Source organism: Lactobacillus sp. C449L (assembly GCF_059900815.1).
The window spans coordinates 1-448 of sequence record NZ_JBWXGA010000256.1 but is presented as its reverse complement, the minus strand read 5'-3'; the positions used below and the strand labels follow the sequence as shown (position 1 = coordinate 448).

Sequence of the window (448 nt, the reverse complement as noted above, 5' to 3'; positions counted from 1 at the left end):
GTCACCAGCCTGGTAAACTGCTGCTGGTCCCTGGCCAAATCCATATGGGTCAGGGCCGCCGCGAAGCGCTGTCTGAAATTGCCGGCATAGACCGAGGAGCGAAACCGTCGCAGATACTGCCGCGAGAGCGCTTCGAACTTGCCGACGTTTCCCATCTGGCTGACCACGAAGATTTCACGCCGGAGCGCCGCCTCCTCGACCAGCGTCCCTGGAAGCTGCAGCCTGACATAGTCGAGGAGTTCAACCGATTTGGCGGGATCCTCGCGCACGGTGAGCGCGGACTGCACGAGGGCAACCTGCCCGGCAAGGGCCGGCGGAAGAGAGGCCAAGTCAACCTCTGCCAAGCGCCGTTTCGCCTCGGCTTCGCGGCCCTCGACGTAAGCCAGCGCCCCCTGAACAAGGCTCCCGTCCGACGGAGTGAGTGTGTCGAGCGAGGCCAGCTTCCTGA

Annotated in this window: 1 protein-coding gene; it reads right to left on the bottom strand. The window is 64.1% G+C overall.

The features are described 5' to 3' along the window. Positions 1-386 (bottom strand): MotC family chemotaxis protein (locus AC2JF9_RS09285; RefSeq protein WP_500727192.1); only part of this gene is annotated, 386 nt, incomplete at its 3' end. Positions 387-448 lie beyond the last annotated feature (62 nt).